This is a genomic window from Paracoccus sigandri (assembly GCF_003709565.1).
GTDB lineage: Bacteria > Pseudomonadota > Alphaproteobacteria > Rhodobacterales > Rhodobacteraceae > Paracoccus > Paracoccus siganidrum.
In genome coordinates this window covers 18,287-35,026 of sequence record NZ_QNRC01000021.1, presented here as the reverse complement: position 1 = coordinate 35,026, position 16,740 = coordinate 18,287, and the positions used below count along the sequence as shown (strand labels likewise).

Sequence of the window (16,740 nt, the reverse complement as noted above, 5' to 3'; positions counted from 1 at the left end):
GTCTTGCCTAACCCGTTGAGCAGAAGGCATCTGTCGGGAAGCGGATGCCGCCGGGAACTGCCGTGAACGGTGCGAAAAACTGGGAAAACCTGCAACACCACGGGACAAATTTGGATGATCGTGCCCCCTTGCACAGCGGGGATGGCTTAACATAAGGCAACTGAAGAGGCGCATCTGGAGCTTTGAATGAACCGCGACACGAATGAAGATCCGGCGCTGGATCCAAAACTGGACGCCGCCTTGTCCGAGCTTCTGGCGCAGGTGGATGCCGAACCGATCTCGCCGCGGCTGCGCGAACTGGCCCGGCAGCTGGAGGCCGCGCTGGAGAGAAGCCGCAAGTCGCGGATGAAATGACCGGCCCGGACCTGCCGCGCCCCGGCGGCGCGGTCAATCGTTATGCTCGGGCTCCAGCGCGCGCCGAAGGATGTTCCTGGCGCGGTTGACCCGGCTCTTGATGGTGCCGATGTCGCAATCGAGGATCCGGGCGGCGTCCAGATAGCTTTCGCCGATCACCGCCACCAGGACGATCGCCTCGCGATAGTGCAGCGGCATCTCGTTCAGCGCGACGCGCAGTTCCTGGTGACGCAGATGCCATTCCTGGCCGGCGGGCACCGAGGGCTGGGTCGAGGCGCAGTCGCCGCTGCCGGTCCGCTCGCGCGCCGCCTTCTTCACGTCGGTGAAGAACTTGTTGCGCATGATGGTGAACAGCCAGGCGCGCATATGCGTTCCCGGCTGATAGCTGTCCGCCTTCTCGATGGCGCGCAGCAGCGTTTCCTGCACCAGGTCCTCGGCATCGGCGGCGGTCCCGCACAGCGAACGGGCATAGGCGCGCAGCGCCCTTACATGCGTCAGGATATCATCCGACATGGTCAGCCATCAGGCGTCTGCCTTTCCTCTCCAACCAACCCAATGCAACCCGCAGGCTTCGGTTCCCTGCAATCCGCAGATTGCAGGCACAGGACGTGCAGTCTCCGATTGTGGCACGGCTTTTTGCGGCTGCCGCAAACCGCCATGCGACCCTGTCCCCGGCGCCGGTGCCTTTGCCGTCATTCCGAAGGCGATCCCTCTGCGCCCGCGGCCAGCGCCATCTGAAGCTCGCTCACCATCAGTTCGACGGTTTCCGCACTCGCGCGGATCTCGAACACCTCATCCGCGTCGTCGGCAAGGTGAATGAGGAAACCGTCCCCGGTTCTCTCGACGGTAATTCCCCGAAGCCGGGTGGTTCCATTGGCCATGTCGTCCCCCTGTGACGTCGTTGGGAAGGGGAACGGCTGCCGCGCGGTCTTGTTCCCCATCCGGTCACGCCGCGCGGGAACATTTGCCGCCTGGAAAGATTATGGCGCCGATGCAAGCAACATCGATTTTCAGGAGGAGTGAACATGCGAAAACTGCTGGCGACATCCGCCCTTGCGGCAAGCCTTCTTTGCCTGCCCGCCCATGCCCAGACGGAAAGCGAAGAGGCGCCCGACGCCACCGCGACGCAGACCGACGCCCGGCTGACCATCACCCCGCCCGAAGGCTTTGCCGAGGAGAACGTGGTCCTGTCCACCGACAATCTTGAAGGCGCGACCGTCCATGACGCGGATGGCGACGAGATCGGCGAGGTTCACGGCCTGGTCTTCTCCAACGGCAGCTCCTCCATCGGCGGCGCGAATGGCGATGGGGCGGCCGCGACGCCCCCCGATGATGCCGCAGCGGAAACCGAGGGCGCCGCCGACGATGCCGCCGGTTCCGCAGGCCAGATCGACGAGACCACGACGCAGGCCGGCGCGGCGCAGGGCACCGTGGGGGATCCGGGACCCGTGGATCAGATGCCGCTGGAAAGCGCCGAGATCACCCATGCGATCATCGATGTCGGCGGTTTCCTTGGCCTGGGCGAACATCGGGTGGCGATTCCCGTCGCCGACCTGGTGGTGTTCACGAATGAGGACGAGCTGCGCATCTACCTGCCCTGGACCCAGGAACAGCTGGAGGCGCTGCCCGAATTCGACGAGGACGACCCCGACACGACCGGGGGCTGAGAGCCGCCTTCCCGCGTTCCGGCGAAGGCTCCGGGATCCGCTGCGCAGGTCGCGGCGGATCCCCCGACCGACCACGATTGACCATCCTCATCCCCGAAAGGACAAGAACATGACCCGGCTGACCTCGGTCACCCTGCATTTCAACCTCTATGACGGCGGCGCCGTCCATGTCAGATCGGATGACATCGTCGGCCTGGACCTGGAGGACGACGATCCCGACAGACTGGGGGCCGAACTGGGCCGGATCCTGGTCAGGGAGGCGCAGCGCCGCCTGTGCCCGCTGCCCGTCGCCGATCCGCTGCCGGCAGGCACGGGCCGGATCTTCTGACCCCGCGCCCCGACCATCTGCCCGAAAGCCCAGGGCTTCGCTGCAGATGGTCGGGGGAAGGCCCATCCCCGGCCGCGTCGCAACCGGCCCCGAGAGGAGCCGGACGACCGTCGGCCCCGGCGATGATGCGCCGCCCGCGACCCCGCTTATCGCGATTTCTGATACAGCTTGCTGGCGATCTCGAACATTTCCTCGGGTGCGTAATCGGGGGTGAAGGCCGAGGGCGTGCCGGTCAGGTCGTGGATCTTGCCGCCCTCCGGCGCGCCGTCCACCACCTCCAGTTCTCCGGGCGGGTCGTCGGGCAGCGCCACCTCGCCATTGCCCCAGATCCCCCGCATCTCCTGATAGTCGTCCGGGCTGAAGGTATAGAGCCGGCGATGCGCGCCCTCTTCCAGGTATTTCTGGCATTCGGGGATATTGCCCAAGGGGATGTTCGGCGTCGGCAGGAACTTGTCCAGGTCCACCCCGGTGATCTTCTTCAGCGCCAGCGCGTAGGCATGCGCATGGACCGAGCCACGCACCAGCAGATAGCCGCAGACCTCGCGGCCGGTCGGGTCGGTCAGGCTTTCATAGACGCGCAGCTTGTGCAGCCGGGCGCCGCATTCCAGGTGGAAGTTGTGCAGCAGGTCCACGACGACATTGCCCGTCGTGGTCACCATGTCGCTGTTCCAGGACTGCCCGTTGCTGTTGACCGGAACCGCCCCGCCGCCGTTCGAGTAGAAGGCCGCGGCCAGCCGCGCATCCTTCATCGCCTCGAACGGGGCGTCCGAGATGTCGCCGCCCGGCCCCTGGTCGTCCCGATCCGCATCCGGCCCGTTGGCCAGCATCGCCACCCCGTTGCTGACCAGCTCGACATGGCCCAGTTCCTCGGCCGTGATCGCCGCGACGAGGCCATAGAACGGCCGCAGCTTGCTCTTGCTGCGGAAGTTGAAGCTCTGGAACATGTAGTTGCCCAGGGTGGACATCTCGCCGTATTTGCCGCCCAGAAGCTCTTGCAGCGCCGCCGCCGCGTTCGCGTCCTGCCGCTTGGGGGCGGGCAGGTCGATCTGCAATCTGTCGATGCGCAGGAACATGTGCTTTCTCCCTTTCAGGGGGTTCTGCAAACCCGTGGAGGGCGAGCAACCTTCATCGCGCCGGAATGTTCCCGCCACCCGCGAGGCCGCAAAGGGTTCCTGCCGGCGCCACGCGGCAAATCCGTTCGACACGGAAATGATCACGCCCTCAGCGGCACCTCGGCCGAGCGGAAATCCTGCCACGGATCGCCCGTCGCTGCCAGCCGAGTGGGCGCATTCGCCACCGTGAAATGGGCCGGGCCGATCTCCGGACCCAGTTCCTCCCATGCCAGCGGCATGGACACCGCCGCGCCGGGCCGGGCGCGGGGCGAGTAGGCGGCAACCGCCGTCGCGCCGCGCTGGTTGCGCAGCCAGTCGATCAGGATCCTGCCCCGCCGCTTCGCCTTGGCGATGGTCGAGACGTAGCGATCCGGGCTGTCCGCCGCCATGCCCTCCGCGACGGCCCGCGCAAACCGCCTGACTGCCGCCCAGCCCGCCCGGGGCTTCAGCGGCGCGACGACATGCAGCCCCTTGCCGCCCGAGGTCTTGACGAAAGCCGCCAGCCCGGCATCCTCCAGCCGCCGCCGCACCTCTTGCGCGGCTTCGATCACCGCGGCCCAGTCGACGCCCTCGCCGGGATCGAGATCCATGGTGATCATGTCGGGATGGTCCCAGTCGGCCGCTGTCGCGCCCCAGGGGTGGATCTCCAGCGCGGCGGATTGCACCAGCCCGATCAGCCCGTCCAGATCCTCGATGGCGATCAGCGGCGCGCCCTGCTTGTCCCTGGGGTCGTGGACCGGGACGATATGCCTGCTCATGCCCTTCCAGGCGTGCTTCTGGAAGAAGGCCGGGCCGGTGATGCCGGTGGGACAGCGCAGCAGGGCCAGCGGACGGCCCACGATGAACGGCGCGATCCGCGGCCAGACCGCGGCGTGGTAATCGGCCAGGCCCTCCTTGGTGATCCCTTCCTCGGGCCAATAGAGACGGTCGGGATGGGTCAGCGTGACCCGCCGCCGCTGCGGGCGGGATGTCGCGGTCGTGGTTTCGCGGGCGACCATGCCACCCGGACCCCTAGCCCTCGGCCTGGTTGCGCTTGCGGGTCTCTGCCGCCTTCCTGGCCGATCTGGACCGTTCCGCAGCAGGGCGCGCGGCGGAAGCCTTGCCGCCTTTCTCGCCGCCCTTCTTCGCCGCGGGGTTGCCCGTCCGCTTCCCGCGCCCCGAGCCGGACTTGTTGCCGCCGCCGTCATCCTTGTTGACGGTCGCCCAGGCCCGGCGTTCGGCTTCCTTCTCGGGCACCCCGCGCTTCTCATAGCCTTCGGCGATGTGATCGGCCTTGCGCTCCTGCTTGTCGGTATATTTCGACTTGTCGCCGCGTGGCATCAGATGTCCTCCTGTGCGAAAGCTGGGAAAGGAACCGCCGGCATCCGCGCCCGGTCCCATGTCGGAACCGGCCGGAAACAAGATGGCGGCCGAAATGTTCCCGACCCGTGCTGGTCAAGGCGGCGGCCCCGGCGGGCCCGGCCGTTCAGGCCTTCAGCCGCTTGCCGAGGAATTTCAGCACCTGCCGTTCCTCGTGCCGCAGCCCCGGTTCCTTCAGGGCGCCGTCGATCCGGTCGCGCAGCTGCAGCTTCAGCTCGCCGGCCAGATAGGCGTCTATGACCTCGGGGTGGACATAGCATTTGCGGCAGATCGCCGGCGTGTTGCCCAGGCGGCTGGCGACGCTTTCGATGGCCTCGCGGACGTTGCGTTTCGCCGCCGCCTCGCTGTCGAAGCTCTCGTATTCCGACAGGGCCAGGGCGGCCAGCACCGTGCCGGTCCAGGTGCGGAAATCCTTGGCCGTCACCTCGCTGCCCGAGATCTCGCGCAGATAGTCGTTCACATCGGTCGAGGTGATCTTCTGCCGCCGGCCGTCCTCGTCCAGATACTGGAACAGATGCTGGCCGGGGATGTCCTGCGCGGCGCGCACGATCCGGGCCACGCGGCGGTCGCGGATGCCCAGGTCCCATTCCTTGCCGCCCTTGCCGGTGAAGCGAAACCGCACCTCGCTGCCGTTGAACCGGACATGCCGGTCGCGCAGCGTGGTCAGCCCGTGGGACCTGTTCTGGCGGGCATAATCGCTGTTGCCCACCCGGATCATGGTGTTTTCCAGCAGATGGACCACGGTGGCCAGCACCTTCCGGGCAGGCAGCCCGCGGCGAGACATGTCCTTGTCGACGCGGGCGCGGATCTTCGGCAGAAGCGCCGCGAATTCCAGCATGTGGTCGTATTTCGCGCTGTCGCGAAACGCGCGGAAATCGGGGTGATAGCGGTATTGCTTGCGCCCGCGCGCGTCCCGGCCGGTGGCCTGGATGTGGCCGCGCGGATCGGGGCAGATCCAGACATCGCTGTAGGCGGGCGGTATCGCCAGCGCGGCCAGGCGGTCGCGCTCGGCCCGGTCGGCGATCCTGCGGCCCTTCGCGTCGCGATAGGAAAAGCCCTTGCCCGCGCGGATGCGGGTGATGCCCGGTATGTCGTCATTGACATAGACCAGCCCCGCCTGTTTCGCGGCGTCGCAGGCATCGGGAATGGCAGGCGCGTCCTTGGGCATGTCGTGATCCGCGGGCAGGGGGCTTCGGGGTCAACACCGTCCTTGCCCGATGGTTGCGCGGCGTCGGTGGAAACCCCCCGCACCAGGAATGGCACGGGGGGCGGGGTGATAGGGCGAGGCGCATGGTCCCGCTCGGGCGCGTCGATGGCCGCGACGTCGCTTCCGGCAGGAAGTTCCGGGCCAGCACGGAAGAAAGCCGCGTGCAGGGGGCATTCCGGCGAGATTGACCGGCGGCCGCTCTGCTATCCGTTGTCGACCTCCTCGACCTCTGCCGCGATCCGGGTGCAGAAGGCGTCCAGATCCTCGGGGCTGCGCGAGGTGATGATGCGCTGGTCCGTCACGACCTCGCTGTCCGTCCACTGGCCGCCGGCATTTTCCATGTCGGTGCGGATGGATTTGTAGGACGTGACCTTGCGGTCCCGGACCAGGTCCGCCTCGACCAGCAGCCAGGGGCCGTGGCAGATGGCGGCGACGACCTTGCCGTCCTCGTGGAAACGCCGCACCAGCGCGACCGCGGTCGCCTCGGTGCGCAGCTTGTCGGGGTTGATCTGGCCGCCCGGCAGAACGATGGCGTCATAGGCCGAGGCATCGACGGAACCCAGGGGCAGATCCACCTGGACCGTCTGCCCCCAGTCGCCGTCCTGCCAGCCGCGGATGCTTTCGCCATCGGGCGAGGCGATATCGACCGTCGCGCCCGCCTCGCGCAGGCGGTCGCGCGGCACCTCCAGTTCGGATTGCTCGAACCCGTCGGTGGCAAGGATCAGGATCCTCGCGTCGGAAATCCTTGGCATGACATCTCCTTTGTTCAGCATGGGATCGGCAGGGCCTATCCGACCGGTTCGGCGGCCTCGGGATTGGCGGTCTTGTCGGCGATGCCGGTCAGCTTTTCATCCGCGGCCGATTCCTCGTCCAGCGTCCGGGACAGCAGCGCGGCGGCCTCGTCCATGCCCAGCACCTCGGCCCACCGTTTCAGGGTGCCATAGCGGGTGATCTCGTAATGCTCGACCGCCTGCGCGGCCGAGACCAGCCCCGCGTCCAGCGCCGGGGAATCCTTGAAGCTGTCTAGGATCTCCTCGCCTTCCTCGATGATGCCGTCGATGGCGGGGCAGGTCTTGCCGCGCGGCCGCTTGCCGATCAGCTCGAAGACGTGCTGCAGCCGTTCGACATGGGCCTCGGTTTCCTCGCGATGGGCCTCGAAGGCGGAACGCAGCTCTTCCGACCGCGCGCCGCGCGCCATCTTGGGCAGCGCCTTCAGGATCTGGCGTTCGGCGTAATAGATATCCCTCAGCGTATCGTGGAACAGATCGTCGAGTGCCTTGGTCTTCATCGGGATCTCCTTCGGGTTGCGCCGCGTCCAGCGGCGGACGGCGAAAGCAACAAGAAGCCGGGCAGGATGTTCCTGCCGCGCCGCGCGGAAATCGATCCCTGCGCCCCATCCCGCGAAAATCCCTGGCAAGTTTCCCCTTCGGCGATCTTGCGGGAACATGTCGCGGGCATCGCGGTTAACCAGGCCAGCATGAAGGGAGAACCCCATGACCCTGCGCAACCCGATGGCACGCTTGCGGCTTGCCCTGCCCTTGGCCGGCACGCTTGCGGCGGTTCTGTCCGCACTGGCGCTTGGCCTGTCGGCCATGCTTCGCGACCTGCCGCCCTGGATGCCGCTCAATGCCACCTCGCATGTGCTGCATGGTCCCGCGGCCGCGACCGTCACCGACGCGAATCTCGGCCACACGGCCCTGGGGGCGATCATCCATGTCGGATCGGCCTTCTTCTGGGCCGCGGTCGCGATCCTTCTGCTGCGGGCGGCGGGCGGCGCACGCGCCGGTGCGGCCTGGGCAGCCGGTCTGGGCACCGCCCTGCTGGCGGGGGTGGTCGATTACGGGGTGATCCCCGCTCGCCTCAGCCCCGGATGGGAGCTGGTTCTGCCGCCCTGGGGCGTCGTTGCCGGTTTGGCGGCGCTGGGGATCGGCATCGCGCTGGGGCTGGACATGGTCCGAAGGCGCCACCCCCAAGCGCCCATCCATCCTGCCCGACCCGTGCAGGAACCCGCTGCGGAACACGAGCCGCCGACGGCCCTGGACAGGTTGCGCCGTCCCGCGCCTGCCGAACTGGACCAGCGCCAGCAGCGGATCGATCCGGCCGGAGAACTGACCGAGGACCCGAACTGGCGCGGCGACGACAACAGCAAGCAGCCGGGCGGCAGCCGGCGGGATGGCGGATAGCGACGATGGGCCTGTTGCGAAAGCCGCGTGCCATGAATGACCCCGGCCCAGGCCGGTCCCGGCCGGATGTCCCGGCCGATGCCGGGGTGACATCGGTGCTGGACCGGATCCACGATTGCGCGGCGGGGCCCGAGACCAGGATGCGCGACGTGGTGGCCGCGCTGGGGAAGGCATCCTTCATCCCCAACCTGATGCTGCCGGCGCTGGCGATCGTTTCCCCGCTGTCGGGCATCCCGCTTTTCTCCAGCACCTGCGGCATCTGGATCGCGCTGGTATCCGCGCAGATGATGCTGCAGCGCGATCACATCTGGCTGCCCGATTTCCTGATGCGGCGCAGCATTTCCAGCAAGCGGTTGCGCAGCGTGGCCGCGCAGCTGCGGACGCCCGCCGGATGGGTCGACGGATTGAGCCGGCGCCGGCTGACCGTGCTGCTGCACCCGCCGTTTCGCTGGATCGCGCAGCTGATCTGCCTGATCGCGGGGCTATGCATGCCATTCCTGGAGCTGCTTCCCTTCGCCTCGTCGATCCTGGGGACGGTGGTGTTTCTCATGTCGCTGGCGATGCTGGCCCATGACGGGCTTTTCGTGCTGGTCGCGATCATGGTTCTGGCGGCGGCGCCGGCCCTGGTCTTCTGGCTGCTTCCGGCATGAAACCGGCGAAGCGGGGGGGCGTCCCTCAGCCCGCCCAGAACCACAGGGCCGCGATGGCGATCAAGGCCAGCAGCACAAGCGCGGGCGCCCAGGCACCAAGCGCCAGCCGGGCGCCGACCGGCCTGGTCTTGCGGTAATAGTCCATGTCGGCAAGCTCGCCGGCCTCTCCTGCCGAGCGATCGGTCTCGGCTTCGGTGCCGGTAGGATCCAAATCCGACGGGCCATACTGGTCTTTCCTGTCTTCCGGCATGGGCGGCCTCCTTCCTGCAATGGGGCCCTGGAACCCCGGCCGTCCACGGATGTTCCCGTCGCTGCCGATCTTTCGCGGCAAGTCAGGAACATTTCCCCGGCTTTCCTGTTGCATGACCCGGAAAACAGGGAGGAAAGGATATGGCAGCCTCCGGCAAGCCAGGCACGTCCCGCGGCCTGGGCGTGGCCCTTACCATGCTTCTGGGGGTCGTTCTGGTGATCTTCGGGGCGCCGATCCTCGGCGGCGGCGTCTGGCTGATCGTGCTGGGCGGATCGTGGTATTACCTGTTCGCCGGGCTGGGACTGCTGGTCACGGCATGGCTGCTGTTCCGCCGCTCCATCGCCGCGCTGTGGGTCTATCTGCTGACCTTCGCCGGAACCCTGGCCTGGGCCTTGTGGGAGGCCGGCCTGGACGGCTGGGCGCAGGTCCCCCGGCTGGTCGCGCCATCCGTTGTGCTGGTCCTGGTCGTGCTGACCTTGCCGGTGCTGCGCGGCGGGCGGCCGCGATACCGCAGGACCATTGCCGGGGTCGCGGCCATTGCGGGGCTTGCCGCGACCGCGCTGCTGGCTGCACGCGGCGATATTGTCGCCCTTGCCCAGCAGGCCACCGGCGACGATCCCGACCCGCCGGCCAGCGCGCAGCCGCAGGCCGGGGCGGACTGGCCAGCCTATGGCGGCACCCATCACGCCACCCGCTTTTCGTCGCTGGAACAGATCACCCCCGCCAATGTCGGCGATCTGGAGCAGGTCTGGGAATTCCGCACCGGCGACATGCCCGAGGCGGACGAACGGTTTTCCAACCAGAACACGCCGCTGAAGATCGGCGACCGGCTGCTGGTCTGTTCCGCGATGAACCAGGTGATCGCGCTGGATGCCGCGACCGGGCTGGAACTGTGGCGCCACGATCCGGGGGTTTCGCCTGATGCGATCCCCTATAACGCGACCTGCCGCGGGCTGGCCTATTACGCCGCGCCCGACCTGTCCCAGGATGACCCCTGCGCCGAGCGCGTGCTGATGAACACGCTGGACGCGCGGCTTCTGGCGGTGGACGTGCGGACCGGCCAGCTGTGCGAGGGCTTCGGCGACGGCGGCAGCGTCGATCTGGAGGAAGGCATCGGCCGCACCGTGCCGGGCTGGTATGCGCCGACCTCGCCGCCGACCATCGTGCGCGACGTCGCGGTGGTGCATTCGCAGGTCCGCGACGGCCAGCGCCGCGACGCGCCCTCGGGCGTGGTGCGGGGCTATGACGCCGCCAGCGGGGAAATGCTGTGGGCCTGGGACATGGGGCGCCCCGGCGAAATCGGCCCCCCGGCCGAGGGCGAGACCTATACGCGCGGCACGCCCAATGTCTGGACCATCGCCTCGGGCGACGACGAATTGGGGCTGGTCTATCTGCCGCATGGCAATTCGGCGGTGGATTACTGGGGCGGCGACCGCTCGGATGCCGAGAACGAATATTCCACCGCGCTGGTGGCGCTGGATGTCGAGACCGGCGAGGTCGCCTGGCATTACCAGACCGTCCGCTATGACATCTGGGACTACGACCTGGGCTCGCAGGGGACGCTGATCGACTTTCCGACGCCCGACGGCCCGGTCCCGGCGCTGGTCCTGCCCACCAAGCAGTCCATGTTCTGGATCTTCGACCGCCGCACCGGCGAATTGCTGGTCGAGGTCGAGGACCGCCCCGTTCCCCAGGGCGGGGTCGAGCCCGATCGGCTGTCGCCGACCCAGCCCTTCGTTGTGGATTTTCCCAACCTGCTGAAGCCCGACCTGGAGGAGCGCCACATGTGGGGGATGACGCCCCTGGACCAGCTGTTCTGTCGCATCCAGTATCGCCAGAGCCGCTACGAGGGCATCTATACGCCGCCCTCGACCGATTGGTGGATCCAGTTTCCCGGCTATAACGGCGGCTCGGACTGGGGCGGGGTGGCGGTCGATCCCGGACGCGGGATCATGGTCGCCAATTACAACATCACCGCCAACCGCACCCGGCTGGTGCCGCGCGAGCAGGTCGATGAATATGGTGTGGTGCCCATCGACGAACCCGGCTGGGCCGACAACAGCCCCGAGGATGTCTCTCCGCAGGCCGACACGCCCTATGGGATCGAGGTGAATGCCGGCTGGCGCGTGCCCTTTACCCAGCTTCTGTGCACCCAGCCGCCCTATGGCGGGATCATGGCCGTGGACCTGCAAACGCGCGAGGTGCTGTGGGACAAGCCCTTCGGCACGGCGCGCGGCGACGGGCCCTGGGGTATTCCGTCGGGGCTGCCCTTCACCATCGGCACGCCGAACAACGGCGGCGCGGTGGTGACTGCGTCGGGGCTGATCTTCATCGCCGCGACCACCGACAACCTGATCCGCGCCATCGACATCGAGACCGGCGAGGAATTGTGGCGCGACACCCTGCCGGCGGGCGGCCAGGCCGGACCCGCCGTCTATGAGGTCGAGGGCCGCCAGTACCTGGTCATCAACGCGGGCGGGCATACCTTCATGGAAACGCCGATCGGCGACCATTTCATCGCCTGGGCGCTGCCCGACGGGACCTGAGCCGCGCAACTTTCGCCGGAAGGGCAGGAACATCTGCCCGGCCAGGCCGTTCCGCCCCGACAGGAGGAAGATCAACATGGCCGAGAAATTCGACCCCAAAGCCGAAAACGAGAAGTTCAACATCCGCAAGGGCGCGCAGGACGCGAAGATGGCCGAGGCCGACCCCTTCGTGAACCCCAAGCACGAGAACCGCTCGAACGAGCCGAATGCCGGCGGGCAGAACCGCGAAGCCGGCGACCGCAAGGCGCGCCAGAACGACCGCGCCACCAATGGCGGGGAATGAGCCATTCGCACATGCAGGCCGCCGGGCATCCGGCCCCGGCGGCCCGCGCGATTTCCGCCAGCGCTTGCGGGCGGCGGCCCCGAACATCTCATCAGCGGCGACGGCCGGGTTTGACGACACCATTCTGACGCCGCAGGGTAAGGCGTCGCTGTCCGGTTCGCCGCATCGGCGCGAGAGGACGCCCTGCCTTCGCGGGGCAGGGCGATACCATTAAAGGCGGGGCTGCGGGAAAAAGACGATGCCCTAGCCTTTCGCCGGCTCGTCCGAGCCGAGGCTTCTGAGATAGAAATCCGTGGTCGCCTCGATGTTCTGCGCCAGCCAGTTCGCCATCGACTGCTCTTCGGCCAGGTTCTGCTCATAGATCTTGATCGCCTCGCTGTCGCCGATGATCCGCGCGGTGGCGATCAGGACGTTGTAGGATGCGATCTCCATATGTTCGAACGTATAGCCCGCGATCGTGCCCTTGATGACCTCGTCCGAGGCGAAGACGCCCCCCAGCGCCTGGCCGGTCGCCAGGATCTTGCCGCTGACATCCTTCATCAGCGAGGTGCCGGAATCGCGTTCCAGAAGCTGGCGAAGGGCCTCCTTCTGGCGCTGGGTTTCGGCGATATGCTGGTCGATGCGGGCGCGGAGGCTGTCGTAATGCGCCAGGCGGTCGCTCATGCTGGCCAGCATCGCCAGGGCCTGCTCCTCCATCGCATGGGCGTCGCGCAGCCAGCTCAGATAGGTGTCATGGATTTCCATCGGTCTTCTCCGTTCCGGGATGTGCCGCGATGGCGGCGTTCGGGGCCCGACCCGTCGGGCTGGGCCGCGTCATGCGGCGGTTGGGCTGGGGAACGGGCAAGGGGCCGAAATGTTCCTGCCGGACCCGGCCCGGACGGGCAGATGCCGGACGGCGTGCAGGAACAATCGCGCGACCTGCCAGTTCCCTGCCTTCGCAACGGACAGAAGGAGGAATGCCATGGCTCGGGCAAGCAGCAAGAAATTCGGCGCCGGCCAGCAGGATCAGGGCAAGGGTGACGGCTCGGGCGGGCTGGCCCCGGAAGATGTCGGGCAGCCCGCGCGCAGCGAAATCCTGACCAACCGCGACAAGTCGCGCCATTCCGATCAACGTGGCCTCGATTCCCGGCATGTGCAGACCCAGCAGGGGCAGGAACATGTCGCCAATCGCGATGGCGAAGTCGAGGACGACGGCGGGTCCTGACCCCCGCCAGGGAGAAAATCCATGACATCGAAGCACATGAAATCGAAGAACCCCTCGGATGCCGACCTGCGGGGCGATCCGGGGATCGGCCGCTCGAAAGGCGCCAGCCGGAAGGATCCGCAGATCGGTGGCGAAAGCACCTTCGAGGGCGACGTGCTCAACGACACGACGCCCGAAGGGGCGGTGGATCCAAGGCAGAAGGGCCGCACGAACAAGTAGAAGGGCTTTCGCCATGATCGGGAAAAAGACCCGCGAACAGCAAAGGCGCATCATCGAGAAGCGCGTGGACACGACCAATGCCGGCGCGGATTTCGATCCGCGCCCCGATCTGAAATCCTCGGACCGGCGCGAGGCCGGCAAGGAGGACGCCACGCCGCAGGGCAGGGCCCAGCCACGGAAGCCGCCTGACGACGCCGGCTGACGATCCCGCCGTGGCACAGGCCAGCGCCCGGACGGCAGGGATGCCGCCCCCCTGACGATGCCGCGGCCGGGCGACGGTTCGGCAGGCGGGCCGCTCATGGGCTGCTGATGCTGGTCGACTCTCTCGAGGGATGGCACTCTGGCACAGGAGGTCGTCATGGAACGCTTTCCCGATCGACGCGATGCCGGCTGCCGCCTGGCCGGGCGGCTGACGGATTACCGCGACCGCGATTGCGTGGTCCTGGCCTTGCCGCGCGGCGGCGTGCCGGTCGCTGCCGAGATCGCAAGGCGGCTGTCGGCGCCGCTGGATTTGCTGATGGTGCGCAAGATCGGCGCGCCGGGCCATCCCGAATTCGCCATCGGTGCCGTGGTCGATGGGGCGCAGCCGCAGCATGTGATGAACGACCATATTCCCAAGGCTTTCCGGCCGCCCGATGATTATATGGAAGCGGAAATCCGCAGGCTGACCGCCGAGATCGAGCGGCGGCGGCAGCTTTATCTGGGCGACCGGGCGCCGGTGCCGGTGGCGGGGCGCTGCGCGATCCTGGTCGATGACGGCATCGCCACCGGCGCGACGGCCCTGGCCGCATTGCGGGCGCTGGCCCGGCTGAAGCCCGCCGAGATCGTCCTGGCCGTGCCGGTCGCCGCGCCGGATGCGCTGGAGCGATTGCGGCCCGAGGCCGACCGCATCATCTGCCTGTTGGAACCTTGGCCCTTCCGCGCGGTGGGCCTGCATTACGAGAATTTCGACCAGGTCGAGGATGCAGAGGTCATCGCCGCGCTTCGCGAAAGCCAGGAACGCGGTCCTGGCTGAAGGCCGGCGTTCCATGCGAGAAAGCACGCGGCGCCGCCGGCCCGCATCGCGTGCCGTGCCTTTTTCGCTGGTATCGACTGATCTTTATTAGCCAATCTTGCGGCATGTTCGCTGGCGTTCCTGCCGGCAAGGGTGTGAAATGGCGGGATGAACGATACTCGGGAGGGTGGAATGCCATCGGAGCATCTGGATGAGCAGGCCGAGCTTGAACGACTTGCCGCAATCGTTTCGTCCTCTGACGATGCCATCATCAGCAAGAACCTGTCGGGCATCATCCTCAGCTGGAACAAGGGGGCCGAGAAGATCTTCGGATATTCCGAGGCGGAGATGGTCGGCCAGTCGATCCTGTGCATCATCCCCCCCGAATTGCAGCAGGAGGAGGAGCATATCCTGGGCCTGCTGCGCAACGGGCAGCGGGTCGATCACTTCGAGACCCAGCGCCTGACCAGGGACGGCAGAAGGCTGCATGTCTCGCTGACGGTGTCGCCGCTGCGCAATCGCCTGGGCAATATCGTCGGCGCCTCCAAGATCGCCCGCGACATCACCGAGCGGAAACGTGCCGAAGAGCTGCAATCCCTGCTGATCGCCGAACTGAACCACCGGGTGAAGAACACCCTGGCCGTGGTGCAGTCCATTGCCACCCAGACTCTGGCGGGGGCGCCCGATCCCGAGGCCTTCGTCGGCGCGTTCAGGGAACGCCTGCGCGCCCTTGCCCAGGCCCATGACCTTCTGGTGCGCGAGGATCTGGCCGGGGTGAACCTGCGCGACCTGCTGGAGGAGGAACTTGCCCTGCGCGGTGGCGAACGGGACCGCTGCGCGTTTCACGGACCGGATCTGCTGATCGAGGGCGACCTGGCGACGCATATGTGCCTTGTCATCCACGAACTGGCGACCAATGCCCGGAAATATGGCAGCCTGTCGCAAACGCACGGCCGGCTGCGGGTCGACTGGCGGACCGAGGCCTGCGACGCCGGCCAGCGGCTTGCCCTGACCTGGACGGAGACCGGGATCTGCATCCAGCAAACACCGGGGCGCGAAGGTTTCGGCACTTCGTTGCTGCGGCGCGTGGCCGATGCGAATGGCGGCCAGAGCCTGATCGAGCAGGCGGGAACCGAGCGCCGGGTCAGGCTGGAACTTCTGCTGAACAATCCCCGGCAACCCAAGGCATCCTCGGGAAAATCCGCCGGCAAGGATCGGGGCGCGGCGCGCGATGCGGCGGATCTGCGTGATCGGCAGGTGCTTGTCGTCGATGACGAGGTCGTGGTGGCGATGGATATCGCGGCCGCGCTGGAAGCGGCCGGAAGCAGCATCGTGGGCCCGGCCTACAACATCGATCAGGCGCTGCAAAAGATCGGGGCGCAGCATATCGATCTGGCCATCGTCGACGCCAATCTGAAGGGACGCAGCGCCCAGCCCGTCGTCGAAGCGCTTGCGCAGCGGCGCATCCCGTTCATCCTCGCCACCGGATACGGCCCGGAATCCCTGCCTGCGGGCTGGTCGGGCTCGTCCTACATCGCCAAGCCGTTCACGATCGAAAGCCTGGTCCAGGCATTGGGGGAACTGGAGCGGCGGGAAAAGCTGTCCGCCCTGCAGTGACGCAAGACCGGAAGGGACCCGGCTGAAAACGGCCCATGGGGCGCGATCTTCCCGGCCTCGCCTTGCGCCTGCGGCAACCGTTCTTAACTGGCAGTCATGTGGGACTGGATCCTTCAGCACAGCACGGTGGTCCAGGCGATGGTCGGCATGGTGACGGCCCTGGTCTGGATCACCTATCTGCACATGTTCGTGGCGGGGATGCGCCGCCAGCGCCGGACCGAGATCCTGATCACCCTGGGAGGCGACCGGGGGCTGGCCGGCAGGATCATCATCAGCAACCTGGGGCTGGAGCCGATCTATGTCCTCGATGTCGTCCTGAAGATCGACGCCGAGGGCGAGGAATCCGTCGTATCGGTCACGGACAGGGCCGAATTGCATCCGAGCGACCGGCCTTCGCTTGACGTGGCAACGCTGCAGCGCCCGCTCAAAAGCGGAGATCATGTCGAGATCGGCTCCATAGACGACCTGCTGGAACGGGCGTCGCTGCGCAGCGAAAGGAAGCGGAAGGATCTGGACCTGACGCGCATCGAGATAACCGTTGCGGCCGTGACCGCGGCATCTTCCGGCATCGCCGCAGCGCGCCGCGTGTTCCATGTGACCAACGAGAACAACCTGCTGTTTCTGCGGTCCGATAAACCCTGGTCCGAGCAGATCCGAAACCGGCATGGGCGAAAAGCGATCATTCGCCAGTTGTCCGACACGTTGTAGCCGGGCCGCGCTGCACGCCGCCGTGGCGGAGCGAAGGCGCCATTGCGTTCGGGAAACGA

The 16,740-nt window shown here is 67.2% G+C and carries 23 protein-coding genes; 13 read left to right on the top strand and 10 right to left on the bottom strand.

Annotated features, from left to right (window positions below):
- The first annotated feature begins 186 nt into the window (after positions 1 to 186).
- Positions 187 to 354 (top strand): hypothetical protein, encoded by a 168-nt coding sequence (locus C9E82_RS24585; RefSeq protein ID WP_170161962.1) that lies wholly within the window; start codon positions 187 to 189, stop codon positions 352 to 354.
- 33 nt (positions 355 to 387) lie between these two features.
- Here C9E82_RS24585 and C9E82_RS16945 read toward each other — a convergent pair whose 3' ends face one another.
- Entirely contained in the window at positions 388 to 867 is a 480-nt protein-coding gene (locus C9E82_RS16945; RefSeq protein ID WP_119896371.1) for a sigma-70 family RNA polymerase sigma factor, read from the bottom strand.
- A 179-nt stretch (positions 868 to 1,046) separates the two neighbouring features.
- Positions 1,047 to 1,235, bottom strand: coding sequence for a hypothetical protein (locus tag C9E82_RS16940; protein ID WP_147393026.1), 189 nt, complete (start codon positions 1,233 to 1,235; stop codon positions 1,047 to 1,049).
- A 144-nt stretch (positions 1,236 to 1,379) separates the two neighbouring features.
- On the opposite strand from C9E82_RS16940, the gene C9E82_RS16935 reads away from it, so the two are divergent.
- Both C9E82_RS16935 and C9E82_RS16930 read left to right on the top strand, forming a co-directional pair.
- The gene (locus tag C9E82_RS16935; RefSeq protein WP_119896373.1) at positions 1,380 to 2,021 is read left to right on the top strand and encodes a photosystem reaction center protein H; all 642 of its coding nucleotides are present in this window, start codon (positions 1,380 to 1,382) and stop codon (positions 2,019 to 2,021) included.
- Positions 2,022 to 2,130: 109 nt separating this feature from the next.
- Positions 2,131 to 2,349: a hypothetical protein gene (locus C9E82_RS16930; RefSeq protein WP_119896374.1), complete on the top strand. Its 219-nt coding sequence runs from the start codon at positions 2,131 to 2,133 to the stop codon at positions 2,347 to 2,349.
- A 146-nt stretch (positions 2,350 to 2,495) separates the two neighbouring features.
- On the opposite strand, the gene C9E82_RS16925 is transcribed toward C9E82_RS16930, so the two are convergent.
- The 6 genes from C9E82_RS16925 to C9E82_RS16900 form a co-directional block, all read right to left on the bottom strand.
- Positions 2,496 to 3,422, bottom strand: coding sequence for a manganese catalase family protein (locus C9E82_RS16925; protein WP_119896375.1), 927 nt, complete (start codon positions 3,420 to 3,422; stop codon positions 2,496 to 2,498).
- A 140-nt stretch (positions 3,423 to 3,562) separates the two neighbouring features.
- Positions 3,563 to 4,459 (bottom strand): non-homologous end-joining DNA ligase, encoded by an 897-nt coding sequence (gene ligD, locus C9E82_RS16920; RefSeq protein WP_119896376.1) that lies wholly within the window; start codon positions 4,457 to 4,459, stop codon positions 3,563 to 3,565.
- Between the two features lie 13 nt (positions 4,460 to 4,472).
- Positions 4,473 to 4,781 (bottom strand): plasmid stabilization protein, encoded by a 309-nt coding sequence (locus C9E82_RS16915; RefSeq protein WP_119896377.1) that lies wholly within the window; start codon positions 4,779 to 4,781, stop codon positions 4,473 to 4,475.
- Between the two features lie 145 nt (positions 4,782 to 4,926).
- Positions 4,927 to 5,988 carry a DNA topoisomerase IB gene (locus tag C9E82_RS16910; protein ID WP_170161963.1) on the bottom strand — a complete coding sequence of 354 codons (1,062 nt, stop codon included), beginning with the start codon at positions 5,986 to 5,988 and terminating at the stop codon, positions 4,927 to 4,929.
- A gap of 242 nt (positions 5,989 to 6,230) precedes the next feature.
- Positions 6,231 to 6,779: a type 1 glutamine amidotransferase domain-containing protein gene (locus tag C9E82_RS16905; RefSeq protein ID WP_119896379.1), complete on the bottom strand. Its 549-nt coding sequence runs from the start codon at positions 6,777 to 6,779 to the stop codon at positions 6,231 to 6,233.
- A gap of 35 nt (positions 6,780 to 6,814) precedes the next feature.
- Entirely contained in the window at positions 6,815 to 7,315 is a 501-nt protein-coding gene (locus C9E82_RS16900; protein WP_119896414.1) for a YciE/YciF ferroxidase family protein, read from the bottom strand.
- A gap of 205 nt (positions 7,316 to 7,520) precedes the next feature.
- Between C9E82_RS16900 and C9E82_RS16895 the strand changes: the two genes are divergently transcribed.
- Both C9E82_RS16895 and C9E82_RS16890 read left to right on the top strand, forming a co-directional pair.
- Positions 7,521 to 8,210 carry a hypothetical protein gene (locus tag C9E82_RS16895; RefSeq protein ID WP_240643392.1) on the top strand — a complete coding sequence of 230 codons (690 nt, stop codon included), beginning with the start codon at positions 7,521 to 7,523 and terminating at the stop codon, positions 8,208 to 8,210.
- A 32-nt stretch (positions 8,211 to 8,242) separates the two neighbouring features.
- Entirely contained in the window at positions 8,243 to 8,860 is a 618-nt protein-coding gene (locus tag C9E82_RS16890) for an exopolysaccharide biosynthesis protein (protein ID WP_119896380.1), read from the top strand.
- A 25-nt stretch (positions 8,861 to 8,885) separates the two neighbouring features.
- On the opposite strand, the gene C9E82_RS16885 is transcribed toward C9E82_RS16890, so the two are convergent.
- A complete protein-coding gene (locus C9E82_RS16885) occupies positions 8,886 to 9,110 on the bottom strand; it encodes a hypothetical protein (protein ID WP_119896381.1) in 225 nt (74 codons plus the stop codon).
- Between the two features lie 140 nt (positions 9,111 to 9,250).
- Between C9E82_RS16885 and C9E82_RS16880 the strand changes: the two genes are divergently transcribed.
- Entirely contained in the window at positions 9,251 to 11,656 is a 2,406-nt protein-coding gene (locus tag C9E82_RS16880) for a membrane-bound PQQ-dependent dehydrogenase, glucose/quinate/shikimate family (protein ID WP_119896382.1), read from the top strand.
- A gap of 76 nt (positions 11,657 to 11,732) precedes the next feature.
- Complete coding sequence (locus C9E82_RS16875; RefSeq protein ID WP_119896383.1) at positions 11,733 to 11,939, top strand: hypothetical protein; 207 nt, start codon at positions 11,733 to 11,735, stop codon at positions 11,937 to 11,939.
- 243 nt (positions 11,940 to 12,182) lie between these two features.
- On the opposite strand, the gene C9E82_RS16870 is transcribed toward C9E82_RS16875, so the two are convergent.
- Positions 12,183 to 12,683, bottom strand: a complete 501-nt coding sequence (locus tag C9E82_RS16870; protein ID WP_119896384.1) for a ferritin-like domain-containing protein — start codon at positions 12,681 to 12,683, stop codon at positions 12,183 to 12,185.
- A 217-nt stretch (positions 12,684 to 12,900) separates the two neighbouring features.
- Here C9E82_RS16870 and C9E82_RS16865 point away from each other — a divergent pair, with 217 nt between their 5' ends.
- From C9E82_RS16865 to C9E82_RS16840, 6 genes are all read left to right on the top strand, one after another.
- The gene (locus C9E82_RS16865) at positions 12,901 to 13,143 is read left to right on the top strand and encodes a hypothetical protein (protein ID WP_119896385.1); all 243 of its coding nucleotides are present in this window, start codon (positions 12,901 to 12,903) and stop codon (positions 13,141 to 13,143) included.
- 21 nt (positions 13,144 to 13,164) lie between these two features.
- On the top strand, positions 13,165 to 13,362 hold the full coding sequence (locus C9E82_RS16860; RefSeq protein WP_119896386.1) for a hypothetical protein: 198 nt from the start codon (positions 13,165 to 13,167) through the stop codon (positions 13,360 to 13,362).
- Between the two features lie 13 nt (positions 13,363 to 13,375).
- Entirely contained in the window at positions 13,376 to 13,564 is a 189-nt protein-coding gene (locus tag C9E82_RS16855; RefSeq protein WP_119896387.1) for a hypothetical protein, read from the top strand.
- A 156-nt stretch (positions 13,565 to 13,720) separates the two neighbouring features.
- Positions 13,721 to 14,377, top strand: a complete 657-nt coding sequence (locus C9E82_RS16850) for a phosphoribosyltransferase (protein WP_119896388.1) — start codon at positions 13,721 to 13,723, stop codon at positions 14,375 to 14,377.
- Between the two features lie 171 nt (positions 14,378 to 14,548).
- Positions 14,549 to 15,973: a PAS domain S-box protein gene (locus C9E82_RS16845; RefSeq protein ID WP_170161964.1), complete on the top strand. Its 1,425-nt coding sequence runs from the start codon at positions 14,549 to 14,551 to the stop codon at positions 15,971 to 15,973.
- Between the two features lie 96 nt (positions 15,974 to 16,069).
- A complete protein-coding gene (locus C9E82_RS16840) occupies positions 16,070 to 16,681 on the top strand; it encodes a hypothetical protein (RefSeq protein WP_119896390.1) in 612 nt (203 codons plus the stop codon).
- The last annotated feature ends 59 nt before the right edge of the window (positions 16,682 to 16,740 follow it).

Coding starts and splice junctions, on each gene's coding strand:
- C9E82_RS16890 (WP_119896380.1), top strand. CDS start 8,243: ATGAATGACCCCGGCCCAGGCCGGTCCCGGCCGGATGTCCCGGCCGAT.
- ligD (WP_119896376.1), bottom strand. CDS start 4,459: ATGGTCGCCCGCGAAACCACGACCGCGACATCCCGCCCGCAGCGGCGG.
- C9E82_RS16900 (WP_119896414.1), bottom strand. CDS start 7,315: ATGAAGACCAAGGCACTCGACGATCTGTTCCACGATACGCTGAGGGAT.
- C9E82_RS16930 (WP_119896374.1), top strand. CDS start 2,131: ATGACCCGGCTGACCTCGGTCACCCTGCATTTCAACCTCTATGACGGC.
- C9E82_RS16895 (WP_240643392.1), top strand. CDS start 7,521: ATGACCCTGCGCAACCCGATGGCACGCTTGCGGCTTGCCCTGCCCTTG.
- C9E82_RS16880 (WP_119896382.1), top strand. CDS start 9,251: ATGGCAGCCTCCGGCAAGCCAGGCACGTCCCGCGGCCTGGGCGTGGCC.
- C9E82_RS16855 (WP_119896387.1), top strand. CDS start 13,376: ATGATCGGGAAAAAGACCCGCGAACAGCAAAGGCGCATCATCGAGAAG.
- C9E82_RS16845 (WP_170161964.1), top strand. CDS start 14,549: ATGCCATCGGAGCATCTGGATGAGCAGGCCGAGCTTGAACGACTTGCC.
- C9E82_RS16935 (WP_119896373.1), top strand. CDS start 1,380: ATGCGAAAACTGCTGGCGACATCCGCCCTTGCGGCAAGCCTTCTTTGC.
- C9E82_RS16945 (WP_119896371.1), bottom strand. CDS start 867: ATGTCGGATGATATCCTGACGCATGTAAGGGCGCTGCGCGCCTATGCC.
- C9E82_RS24585 (WP_170161962.1), top strand. CDS start 187: ATGAACCGCGACACGAATGAAGATCCGGCGCTGGATCCAAAACTGGAC.
- C9E82_RS16875 (WP_119896383.1), top strand. CDS start 11,733: ATGGCCGAGAAATTCGACCCCAAAGCCGAAAACGAGAAGTTCAACATC.
- C9E82_RS16870 (WP_119896384.1), bottom strand. CDS start 12,683: ATGGAAATCCATGACACCTATCTGAGCTGGCTGCGCGACGCCCATGCG.
- C9E82_RS16910 (WP_170161963.1), bottom strand. CDS start 5,988: ATGCCCAAGGACGCGCCTGCCATTCCCGATGCCTGCGACGCCGCGAAA.
- C9E82_RS16915 (WP_119896377.1), bottom strand. CDS start 4,781: ATGCCACGCGGCGACAAGTCGAAATATACCGACAAGCAGGAGCGCAAG.
- C9E82_RS16885 (WP_119896381.1), bottom strand. CDS start 9,110: ATGCCGGAAGACAGGAAAGACCAGTATGGCCCGTCGGATTTGGATCCT.
- C9E82_RS16925 (WP_119896375.1), bottom strand. CDS start 3,422: ATGTTCCTGCGCATCGACAGATTGCAGATCGACCTGCCCGCCCCCAAG.
- C9E82_RS16865 (WP_119896385.1), top strand. CDS start 12,901: ATGGCTCGGGCAAGCAGCAAGAAATTCGGCGCCGGCCAGCAGGATCAG.
- C9E82_RS16840 (WP_119896390.1), top strand. CDS start 16,070: ATGTGGGACTGGATCCTTCAGCACAGCACGGTGGTCCAGGCGATGGTC.
- C9E82_RS16905 (WP_119896379.1), bottom strand. CDS start 6,779: ATGCCAAGGATTTCCGACGCGAGGATCCTGATCCTTGCCACCGACGGG.
- C9E82_RS16850 (WP_119896388.1), top strand. CDS start 13,721: ATGGAACGCTTTCCCGATCGACGCGATGCCGGCTGCCGCCTGGCCGGG.
- C9E82_RS16940 (WP_147393026.1), bottom strand. CDS start 1,235: ATGGCCAATGGAACCACCCGGCTTCGGGGAATTACCGTCGAGAGAACC.
- C9E82_RS16860 (WP_119896386.1), top strand. CDS start 13,165: ATGACATCGAAGCACATGAAATCGAAGAACCCCTCGGATGCCGACCTG.